Genomic DNA, 12,119 nt, shown 5'->3' with positions numbered 1-12,119 from the left:
CCGCATCCCCGGCGGGTCAGTTCTGCGTGGAAATCAACATGCCTTTCTCTTCGCGGAAGCGGGCACGGTGTTTCATCAGTGCGGCAAATCACCACGCGCAATGCTTGAGGATTACACCGCAATGCTTGCTCTGTTTGACGTTATGCATGCGATAGCCCAGGCCTTGCCTGCGGATGCGCGCGAGCGCGCCGAATCGCTCGTTGGAGTGCTTGAAAAAGCCCACCCGCTACTACCCCGCCCGAATGCAAAAAAAGCTGCTACAGCCCTTTCTGTGCATTCTGGCTTTGCACCAATCTCCGTCACAGCCGAAAGCGCTACATGAATTTCCACCGAGTCATCAACATGACAGTGCTCATCGCGTCAGCACTGCTGCTCGCATGTGCCGCAGTCGCCTTCTACGGCGCAACAAACAGCGCGGATGCGTCAAGTGCCCGCGCCCAGGTGCTTGCCGGAGTCTCGTCGGTTGTTGCCCTGGTGCTGACCTTCATCGCCAAGTTCCAGGCCAACAAGATCATCAAGCTCAAAGTCGCCATCGCTTCATTGAATGTTGAAAAGGCAATTCTTGTGTCGGGCGTCAAACGCTGATTCTTTTGGAAATTACCGCGCGTGCATGAGCTTGTGGCTTGGGCACCCGTCAAGCGCAAAAAAGGCCTGCAGCTCCGAAGAGCGCAGGCCTTTGTCTTGGCAGCTACTGAGCGTTACTGCAGCGCGGCTGGCTGTGAACGCCCGCCTGCATCATCGATGCCGATCAGCTGGACATTGGGCTTTTTCGCATCACCTACGCGGTTCAGCGTCAGGCGATCACCTGTAACCGCTTTCACTTCACCGTCTACCGTCCATTCGTAAGACCTCATGCGGCCATCTTCATCTTTGCAGGATGCATAGAAGAGCCAGGAGCCTACTGTTTCTCGCTGAGTGAGCGTGCATGTTGGTGGTGTGTTTTCTTTCACACTGATCCGCACCTTTGCCTCAGCTTCCTCACCCATTTTGCTGCGGATGCTGAACGCTACATCGTGATTACCAGCATTAAGAGTGATTCGGCCATAGTGTCCCGCGACATCCAGCTTTTCACCATTCACGGTGAACGAGCGTGTGTCGATGCGGTCAAGCGGATGACCGCCAGTCACATATGGTCGTAGCAGGACATCCAAGGGGGCGCGGTTGATTGCGTTCGACCCAGAGTACTGAAGGTCCACCTTGTAGGGGGCAGACTCAGCGATTGCCAGATCTTGCTTGATCACAGTCTCATGGCCACGGGCATCTTTCACAACAACGCCAATTTCATACACACCGTCTTCAAGGATCTTGAAGGTGCGCTGTGTCGCCTTGCTAGAGTCCGTAATGACTGCCTTGGTAGGAAGAGTCCAGCTATAGGTAGGCTCTTCAAGGTTGCCACTGAATGCGATAGGCCGGATCTTGACCGTCACCTCTGAAGGTGCAACCTTTGCGGTTCTCTTGATCTCCAAGCCAAAGGTTGGCCACACATACTCCCAAACCTTTGTCTTGAAAACGTAGGTGGACTCAGCCCCATCTTCACGGAAACCTTGTGCCCATGCCGTGTAGGTCACGTTAATCGTTTGCGATGCAAGATCTTCATCACTGGGGGTGTATTGGATGGATGTGCCCTTCTGAACAGTTCCATTCGGTAGAGTGAACTCGCCATCGAACGACAAATCCATGTCTCGATACGGAGGTGTCACCCGTGCAGCCAGTTCATAGGTCTTTCCCTTCTCGACCCGAATTGGGCCATCGACGTAGACGCGCGGCGGCTTCATCTTCAGGAACTCCACAGTTTTTCGAACAACGCTGTAGCCACTCATGTCCTCTGCAGGCGCTTCCTTAGAGCGCGCTCTGGCCACCAAACGCACTCGGGACACTTCAGACTGCTTGATCTCGAACTGGGTAGATCCTTCATTGAAGGTTTCTCCGTTGTCTACAGACCATTCAACTACTGCATCTCCTGTGTTCAATGGCTTCCCATTGAGCGTTAGGGCAGCTGTGACCTTGGCGGTACCACCCACGTAGAAGGCTTGAGCACCTGTGAGCACAAGTTTCGGTTTGTCGTAAGCAATGACTTCCACTGGCTCCGAATACTTGGACTTCAGCGAATTAGCATTGACCACCTTTGCGCGGACCTGATGTGTACCTTTGTCGAAGACATTCACAAACATGAAGCGTTGTGATTTGTTCTTGACATCGTGCGCCACCCAGCTCTTTCCACCATCAGAACTGACCTCCCAGGCAACATCGCCCACAGCGCGCATATCCAAACGCTCATCGATGCTCAGCTTGAAGGTGTTCGTGAAGGGGGCTTCTCCAGACGTTCGACGGCTAGATATGGCTGATGTGATCTCTCCGCCTCGGGAAATGGTGACGAAGGCACCTTGAGGCGACTCTGCCACTCGCTTGTAGCCAGGTACAGGACTTTCCAGCTCAGCTTCGGCCACGAACCGCAGAGCCGTCGAATCTAAACTGCCAACATCGACATTGAATACAGCCTCGCCAGTTTCAGAGATCGCAACTGGTGCAGCAAGCTCTTCGCGCTTGTTGTAAGTCATGACTCGCACCAACCTCACCTTCCACTTCCCCATTGTCTCGGGGGAATAGGTCGAAGAGGTTGAGCCTCGGTCGCTCATCGTGACCACCACCTTCATGGGCGAGGTGTTAACAGCTGTGTCCGAATCCAGCTTGATGACTGGCTTCACACTTTCGCTGGGCGCTGCATAGACGCTGTACACGACTTCCTGTTTCACACTAGGAAGTGCGGTAAAGGCCGCTGCAACCTTGTACTTCGTGACTTCCCACAGATTACGGGCATCCGCATTCAATCGTCGGAAGGTCGAATTGTTTGACAAGCCCATCGACTGCTCAATTTTTGCCTGTTCCAAGACTTCAGTACCACGCGCGATGGATAGGTCCAGAGCTGCACGTACTGACTTGATTTCGACATCACCGATGTAGCCGCCCGCCATCGGAACAACCAACACGTTTTCAGAGTCTGGAACCAAGCTCTTGGAGTTGATAAGGATCTCGGGCTTAGGTGGGTTCACCGCCGTCAGGTTGATTGACTGCTCATTGAGCTTGATTTCAGCCCCAGTTTTGGTAAACAGACTCACGCGCCAGGAGATGGGGTGCACACCCTCAGACGAGACAACGCCACGAAGATAGGGCGTGTCAGACCGCTCATCTTGAACCAGCCCTGGTGGGGTCTTGATCCACTCAACAAAGCAATAATTGCTCGCTTGCTCAGATGATCGAGTGGCAGCATCTTGAATCGCCGCATCTCTGTTCATTGTGAGACTGCATTTGTAGCCATCTTGGATCTTCAGCCTTACACCGGCATCAGTAATTGAATGGACCACATTGGATATATCTTCAGTAGCAGCAAGTGATACAGATCCCAAAGCCGATACCGAGTTCACCGACGCTATACCACTCTGCACCTGATTCTTTTTCCCTTTGCTGTCGTACACATACAGCGCAAATGAAACACCTTCCCTACCGACTTGATTCATACGACCAACGAGGTCTACACCATTCGCCACATCTACCTGAATACTGTCACCAACAGGTTTTGAAAAGAAGTCCACGAGACAAATCGGCGCAAGAATATTGTTTGCTGCTTTGGCCTTCGACTCTTGCGTAGTCAGTTGGCATGTTGTTGATGTTTCCGGTCGAAGAGCGACATTGTAATTCTCAATTCCCTGAACAATGCTGCGCGAGGGGAACGTGATGTCAATCTCTGGCTTCCACATCGTTACTTCACCAACAACGATTGGAGAATTAGGTGCAGAAGAAGAAACCAAGATATTCGCCACACCTTTTTTGAATTGAGCACCGGGCTTAATATCAAATGCAATCTTGCTTTCGTTAGCGCCAAAGTTGTAGTCTTTGATAACTGTTTTTGTTTCTCCAGGCAAAACTTCTACACCATTAACGCGCACGGGAGCCTCAGAGTCAGATCTAAGAGTCAAGAAAATATCATAGACACCAACAACGTTTGAGCCATCTTTCAAAGTAAATTTTTCCGTTTCCAGGATTTTCTTCCCACCTTCCAGCACGTAATCGCCTTCAAACGCCGGAATCGAAATCTTAGAAGAATTTCCCTTTAGTGCGATCTGATTCGGCTCATACTTGAAAGTCACACTTTTCTGGACTTGATTTCCTTGACTGTCTTGGGCCTTGATGCTTAAAGTATATTTCTCATTCTCCTTCATACTAGGGAACATCACTGGGTATTCAAGCGCGTAATTCCCAGATGAAAGGGAACGTACAGTCAGGAATACGTTCTCATTAGACGCCCCGCCCTTCAGATTAACCTCAGTTATCCTTGGCGTTTTATCCAAGGCATCACTCAAGTTTATCTTGACATCATCCAGCGTCGAAATTGAGGTTCCGGCAACAATGTTCAGGACAGGCGGTGTCGAATCAATTGCGTAGATGCCATCCACCTGTTGCTCTACGCTGTTTCCATAATTATCCAAAGCCCTTAATGAGAATGTGTATTCCCCATCGGACAAAGCCTTATATGAAATAGTTACGGTGTGATCATTCCCAGCAGTTGTTCTACCTCCTGTTTCTGCGATCTCTGTCACTACCCCACTCAAGTTGTTTTTGGCAACGATAAATCCTTTATTAAGTCCCATCCCATATGAGCCTGTTCCAGGCTCATTCACATAGAAGACAAATTCCTTGACTTCCCTAGCATGGGACACAGATGTTATCGTAGGGCTTTTTTTATCCCAGTAGAAAAATCTGCCATTACCAGAAAGTGCAAGCTGTCCGTCAGATGCTCTTTTAAAGTTACCGTTGAAAGAATATACCCCCGTGGAGTCTGTTGTATTAAATGGATAATCAACTTCCATTTCGCAAGAAACACCACCAGCAGGTATTACACATGATGGCTTCCCTTGCGTTACCAGGATGTCATAGCCTCTTGCCGCCTTGATATGAAAACGGAGACGCGAAACCTTCGTATCGGCAGGCACATTGCGATCCTTTGTGTAGAAGGTATTCGCCCCCCAACCAAAGCCATCAATATAAGCTTCCGTATAAAGTGGCTCCGGCGCAGACTGTAAAGGATCTATCTCAGCATTAGGCACCACCATCGACTTACATGCATGAGTTGACGTATTGGTCCATCTATGAGATTCATTCGGGAAGTTCCCGAGTTCATTAACAGGCCCCTCCATCAACAAATATGCATATTCACCATCTACTGCCAGAACGGTTTTGGATACCCCCATGTTTGCAAAGAATCCACCCCAAATCGGGTCGAAATCTCTTGATTGATCCTTCCTGACACGATAAAGGGCCTTTGCTGGATTGTTTTTAACAATATTTTTTCCATTGGTAGGGCCAACGAAGCCCTTCAATGCTGGTATATCCAGAAAGTTGCTTGTTGAGTCTGGGTCATAAAGGCCCATAAATTCTGGTGTTTCAGGACAGACAGAGTTGACATACATCTCTCTTTCCAATGTTGAAATATTGCCTGCAATGTCGTTAATGTTAAATTTCAGCCTGTATTTACCATTAGGGACATTGAATGTATTCGCAAAGAATGTTCTTCTCAAGTCCATTGAATCCGCATTCTCAGTATATTGAGAGTCACCGGATTTGACTGCAACCCCTGAATCGGATGCTATGAGTTCATATTTAATTGATTTGACAGAGTTATTATCTAGGATATTCGGTATGGATACGCTTGCTATACCAGTTGTGTTATCTGCCTTTGAAACTGCAATTAGTCCATCCGCCATGATGCCACCACCATAGGGGGAAGTGATGGAAATTCCTCCTGCAGTCGGAGGGCTAGTATCTACAATGACCTGATACCCGTCAGTCTGAACCACCTGATTTGACGAGGAAAGAAGCTCAGCCTTTACCGAGTACCGTCCTTCTCCAGGCAACTTCAATGCCATTACAAAGCCGTAATAACTTTTGTTGTTAGCAACAACTCGGTCATTCGGACCAACAACTCCACTTGTCTGTGTCGCTATTGTCTTTCCTGCGGAATCAATAGCCGTCAATCTGATCTTTCGATCAATACCGGCACTTACTGTGACGGAAATATCACCTGAGGGGTTCAAGTAGTCAATTGCTGATGTTGCTTGAACATTTTTTGTTTTCTTTAAGGTGTCCGTAAATTCATATTGGACAACTTCAGCATTGGCCCCATGTAGAAGGCCAGCTGCTGCAATCAGGAACAATGCACCTGACTTTCTGCGGAAATTCATACGCGTCTCCACGTAACTATGGGAGCTTTCAGTCTAGGATTCGCCCTTTGATTTCCTTGAACACCAAGTTGCCCTTCCTGGGCGGAAATGAAAAAGGCCCGCAGCTCCAAGAGCGCGGGCCTTATTTGGTAGCTAAAGAGCCTTACTGCAGCGCAGCTGGCTGCGAGCGCCCGCCTGCATCATCGATGCCGATCAGTTGAACATTGGGCTTCCTGGCATCACCGCTGCGGTTCAGCGTCAGGCGATCACCAGTAACCGCTTTCACCTCACCATCGACAGTCCATTCGTAGTTTTTCATGCGGCCATCCTCATCTTTGCAGGACGCATAGAAGAGCCAGGAGCCGACTGTCTCACGACTTGACATGGTGCAGGTTGGAGGCTGGTTCTCCTTCACCGAGATATTGAGCTTGGCCGTGGCCTCGCTGCCCATCTGACTCACAACCTTGTACTGAATGTCGTGCTCACCCGCCTGCAGGACGGTTCGGCCATAGAAGCCAGTGACGTTCAGCTTCTCACCGTTCACGAAGAACTCCCGAGTCAGGATGCGATCTTGCGGATGCCCACCCGTCACATAAGGGCGCAGCAGAACGCTCAATGGTGCGCGATTGATCGGGTTAGAACCCGAGTACTTCACCTCTACTGAGTAAGGTGCAGCTTCACCGATCAGGATGGTTTCCTTCAGCTTTGCAACGTTACCTCGCGCATCACGGACAACCACACCGACATCAAATGCGCCAGTGGAATTGAGGACAAAGGTTCGCAGCGTGGGGAACTTGTCGTCGAGCACGGTCGCGCTTGCTGGAATGTTCCAGTCGTAGGTCGGTGATTCAAGGGTGCCCTCGAAAGCAATCGGACGAACTGTCAGCGTGATCTGAACTGGCGACACGTTTGCGCTCTTGCGGATCTGCAGACCGAATGATGGGAACACATATTCCCAAACACGCGAACGCATCGAGTGAGTCCCTTCTGCCCCCTGGTTGCGGTAGCCATCAACCCAGGCGGTGTATTTTGTCTCGACTCGCTCTGCCGACAAGTCAGCTGCAGTGGGCGTATAGGTTGCCGACTCGCCGTTGACGATCTTGCCGTTCGGCAAGGTGAAGGCACCGGCCATCTTCACATCCATCGAAGGGTACGGAGGTGTGATGCGCGCATTGAAGGTGTATGTCTTGCCCAATTCGATTCGTGAGGGACCCGTCACGTAAGGACGGGGCGGCTTCACTGGCAGAAAATCAATGCTCTTGTTCACGACATCGAAAGCATAGGCATCGCTGCCTGGTGCATCAATGGATCGAGCGCGAACCGATAGCTTGATCCGGGCTTCCTTGGCTGAGGTCAGCTGAAACGTATCTGTACCCTTTGCGTAGGTCTTCCCACCATCCTTAGACCATTCAATCACGACGCGATCTTTGCTGATGTAGTCCTTACCAAATTTGAATTTGGCGCTCATCGTGGCCTTGGAGCCGATGAAGTGCTGCTGCGCGCCAGTCAGTTCAAGCTTGGGCTTGTCATAGGCGATCACATCCACGATTTCTGTGTACTTTTCCTTTGCAGAGTTGATGTTGGTGATCTTGGCCCGGACCTTGTACTCACCTTTCTCGAAGGTACGCATGAACATCATCTTGCGCTGTTCCGGCTGAACGATCTTCTCCCAGCTAGATCCCCGGTTGCTGCTGACTTCCCAGACGACAGCGCCGACCGCACGCATATCAAGAGCTTCATCCAGTGCCAACTTAAATGCTGTCACGAATGGAGCTTCGCCCGAAAGGCGTCGCCCTGTCACGGATGCCCCAATCGCATTACCTCTCAACACAGTAATGAATGTCGGCACTGTTGATTCTTCAGTTCGTTTGTAGCCTTCTATCGGAGATACAAGCACCGCCTCTGCGATGAAGCGCACCGATGCTGCATTCACATTGTCCAAACCAACATTAAACGTGGCCACGCCGTCAACGGTTTCCACATAGTCCGTCATTGGCTCTCGCTTGTTGTAGGTCATGAGCTTGACCAAACGGACCTTCCATTTGCCCATGTTTGCGTTATAGGCCTCTGCAGGCTTATATCGGTCACTCATCGTCACCTTCACCTTCATGGCTTCAGTGTCCACAGCCTGGTTCGAATTCACCGATACAACCGGCCTCATGCCAAGCGATGGGCCTGCCACGATGCGGTAGACCTTCTTGGTCTTCACTTCAGGCAGCAACGTGTAGTTGACGTTGACGGTGTACGGTGTTTCAGTCCAAAGGGGCCGCTCGTCGGTATCAATGCGGCGGTATAGCTGGCTCTTGTCAAATCGGCTTGGCTCCGCAACACCTGACTCAAGAACGTCAGTGCCTCGCATGATGCTCACATCAAGTTGAGATCTCTCAGAAGTGATGGTCACGTCACCTACATAGCCACCCGTGTGAGGCACCACAAGCAGGCTATCGTTGACGACGTGTGGGGAGGTAATCTCTACCGTAGGAACGGAAGGATCAACGACCGTAATAGGCTGTGATTGCTCATTCAGGACAATCTGTTGTCCTGACTTGCTGAACATCGAGATTTTCCACTTCAGCTCAGTCGCGCCCTTGTTCGGGATGTTGCCCTGCAGCAGGGGAACTTCGACTCTCTCAGCTTGGCTCAATCCCACAGGCAGCTTTGTCCACTCAACCCAGCAGCTTGGGCTTGCTGCGATGTTCATCTTGGTGCTGGCATCGAGCGCGGCCTTCTCAGCGCCTTGCACGAAGAGACACACTGGACCTTCAACCTGCTTGACGCGAGTGTCAATTTCCTGAATTCGACGAGTCACCTTCGAGAGATCGGTGATCGTTGCTATTTTCACCGAACCCATTGGCGAGGTGACGCTTAGCTTGCCACTGCCGTTACCAACGAGATACTTGGTGCCGTTGGAGGCATACATGTAAAGAGCAAACGTCATGTCGTTGCTCCCCAGCTTGGATGCTCTACCTTGCAGGTTGATGGTGCTCTTGTCCTTCTCAGTAGTTTGGTAATCCCCCTCTGGAATCTTGTCCCAACCGAGCAAACACACTGGGGCTGTGATGGGATCGGCGGTCTTGGCGCGGGTTTCATCCATGCTCAGGGCACACCGGCTCCCGTTTGCAGCGTCATTCACTGCATTCGTTGTGTACACATCAATGCCCTGGCGTACTGACGCGGATGTTCCTGTGAGCTTCCCAGCTGGCTTCCAGACGTTGATATTCGCAATGAGGACTGGGGAGTTCGGAGCCGATGTTGTGACCAGCAAATTCGATGTGCCCGTTTGGCCATCAACTGCTGCCGACACGGACAGGCTGATCTTGCCGCCAGTGCTAGAGAAGTCGTGGGCGGGCATCACGACAACGGTTTGGCCTGGTTCGACAACGAAACCGTTGACCTTCAGCGGTACTTTGGCGTCCTTGCGCAGCGTAGCCATGATGTCATAACGGCCCGACACAACCGTACCATCGCGCATAGTCACCGGATTTGAATCGATTACCTCCTTGCCGCTGGCACGCCTGAACTCCGCAGCCAAGGCTGGGATCGACAATATGCCGCTCGCGTCTGGCGACATCGTTATTTGGCGAGGTGTGTAATCGAAGCCGAAGCTCGCTTCACCTATATTTCCCTGATCGTCTACGCCTTGAACTGTGAGCGTGTAGCTTTCACCTTGCTCAAGACTCGGGAACATGATTGGATACTCCAAACCATAGTAATTCAGTCCCAGTGAGCGTGCTGCTAGATATACCGTATCTTTGGTAGGACCACCCTCAAGCTTGATGCTTGTGACTCGCGGCTTCGCCGTAGTTTCATCATTCACAGTGAAGGTAATATCATCAAGACTTGTCACACCGCTTCCTGATGAAATTATCTTAATCACCGGCTTGGTTGTGTCGTTCGCAATGGTGAATAATTTTGGAGATGGAGCTGCAGTATTTCCCCAGTTATCCTTTGCCCACGCGTAAACGTCATACTGGCCAGGGGGTAGACCTTTATAGCTTGTCGTAAATGTATACTTGTTATTTCCAGAAACGACAGACTCATGATTCAAGATAGTTTCTTTTCCAGATTTATCGACAAATCTGAGGCCTGAATGCGGGAGGCTTACAGACCCCCAAAGACTTCCTGAATTTCCCTCAAAGAATTCAACAGATACCTTCTTTTCAAAGCTGTCGTGACTGACAAACCTCTGGAATATCGGATCTTCTCCATCATAGGCGAGCGTAATATATCCAGCAGCCACCACCATTCCAGGTACATCTAACCGGCTAACATTGCTCAGATACTGATACATCAATACTTCACCTGTAACGTTCCAAGGCGTATTCGTATTGATATAGCATGACTTCTGATTAGCAGGCACATCGCAGGTCTGCTGTGCGACCATTACCCTTTGCACGTATGGGCGCGGCTCAACCTCAACTGCGATACCTGTCATCTTGGTATCACGAGGAATCGTTCGTCCAGGAACATCTTTGAATCCGACCTGGATACGCCCATAGCCAGCAATGTCAAACTCTTGCTTGATTTTATTATGAGGTGGAGTCGTTGATGCTGTGAAGTTTGCTTGAGGAAGCCTTACATCATCGCAAATCCAGAACCCGTCTCCATTCCATCGCAGAAACTCCCCAAACTGCTTGTCTGGTGTGATAACCCCATCAATCTTGTAGTAAACATAGTTGCTGTCACTATGAATAACGGAATGATTAATAACACCACCAGCATCTGACACGAAATAGCCACCATATGGCTGAGTTTCTGTCGCAGCTTTACTTTGGCTTCTTGGAGAACGGTAGATAAAACTACCAGGATTCTGAGGAAGATTAAAACTTCCTGTAATTTCCCTGTATCCCTTTAACTGCTGAACACCATACAAGCTTCCGGTATACGCTGGATCGTAGTATCCGACCGGAATTGGAGTTGCGGGGCAAACAGTATCATTATGAAATACCATCGAAGAGGAAGAGCTATTTCCTGCTTTATCCGTCACATAGAAGGTAATCCTATTCTTAGAGTTTGTGCCGGATGGATTAAATGCTTTGTCGTGCAAGTCGTTGACGTTTGCGCCTCCGATGATTGCCTCTTTCAAGCTCTCGTTGTATTCGACATCACCTGTATTCGTAATCAGGCCGGTTTTCGGACCATTAATAACTTCTGTCTTGAAGTTGATAGACGAAATCCCACTTGCATCTTGGACATCTTTGATACCAATATTTCGAGCCTCGGTTGTCCCGAACTTAGGTATCCCATCCCCTTGCATTCCTCCGCCATAAGGAATATTCCAGAACCACTCACCTGTTCTAGGTGGTGTTCTGTCAACGACGAATTCAGTCTGCGTAGTCTGAACAATTTTGTTCGCTGATGACAGGGTGTCTTGTCGGGCTACATAGGTTCCTTCTGAGGGTGAATTGAATCTCAGAATAGCGCCGTAGTAAGACTTGGAATCGACAACGATCTTGCTGTTGAAGCCCAACAACTCGCTCGTTTTGCTTTCGACTTCAGCGCCTGTATCTTTTCGAAGAATGGTGATTTTCACCTTTCGATCTGTACCAGCGCTGGCATAAATATCAAGAAAACTATCAGGATTTATGTATTTGTTTTCAGCCAAGACTTCTCGCACTTGACCACTCGCTTGACTGAATTTGTATTGCAGCACATCAGCGTGCACGGAACCTGCCGCGCCCGCAATAAGGGCTGCGGTAGCGTACAGGACCACCTTTTTTACGCTTTTCATGGAGTTCTCCACGGACTTATAGATGGTGTCAAGGCTAAACACGCATCTTCAATAGTCGGCCCGTGGGGTGGCCCATATTGGTCAGCTAGTTCCTTCTGCTGAACCAATACATACAAAAAAACGCTCTTACGGAAAGAGCGTCGTCGATCTCATGTCAATCGAAAAGTAGAGCC

The 12,119-nt window shown here is 50.0% G+C and carries 4 protein-coding genes; 2 read left to right on the top strand and 2 right to left on the bottom strand.

The window, feature by feature from the left end:
* On the top strand, nucleotides 1-322 hold a 322-nt coding region (locus CSE6_RS26295), incomplete at its 5' end, for a hypothetical protein (RefSeq protein ID WP_193751181.1).
* Nucleotides 323-342: 20 nt separating this feature from the next.
* Nucleotides 343-585, top strand: coding sequence for a hypothetical protein (locus CSE6_RS25515; RefSeq protein WP_059441854.1), 243 nt, complete (start codon nucleotides 343-345; stop codon nucleotides 583-585).
* A 113-nt stretch (nucleotides 586-698) separates the two neighbouring features.
* On the opposite strand, the gene CSE6_RS25510 is transcribed toward CSE6_RS25515, so the two are convergent.
* Complete coding sequence (locus CSE6_RS25510; protein ID WP_083994839.1) at nucleotides 699-6,236, bottom strand: Ig-like domain-containing protein; 5,538 nt, start codon at nucleotides 6,234-6,236, stop codon at nucleotides 699-701.
* A gap of 142 nt (nucleotides 6,237-6,378) precedes the next feature.
* Nucleotides 6,379-11,946 carry an Ig-like domain-containing protein gene (locus CSE6_RS25505; protein ID WP_152668671.1) on the bottom strand — a complete coding sequence of 1,856 codons (5,568 nt, stop codon included), beginning with the start codon at nucleotides 11,944-11,946 and terminating at the stop codon, nucleotides 6,379-6,381.
* Nucleotides 11,947-12,119 lie beyond the last annotated feature (173 nt).

The sequence above is a fragment of the Comamonas sp. E6 genome, from assembly GCF_001010305.1.
Lineage (GTDB): Bacteria > Pseudomonadota > Gammaproteobacteria > Burkholderiales > Burkholderiaceae_C > Comamonas > Comamonas thiooxydans.
The sequence above is the reverse complement of the archived record's forward strand: the minus strand, read 5'-3'. Positions and strand labels throughout refer to the sequence as shown.

Bases quoted from the DNA above. Each gene is read 5' to 3' on its own strand.
- CSE6_RS25510 (WP_083994839.1), bottom strand. From the start codon at position 6,236: ATGAATTTCCGCAGAAAGTCAGGTGCATTGTTCCTGATTGCAGCAGCT.
- CSE6_RS25505 (WP_152668671.1), bottom strand. From the start codon at position 11,946: ATGAAAAGCGTAAAAAAGGTGGTCCTGTACGCTACCGCAGCCCTTATT.
- CSE6_RS25515 (WP_059441854.1), top strand. From the start codon at position 343: ATGACAGTGCTCATCGCGTCAGCACTGCTGCTCGCATGTGCCGCAGTC.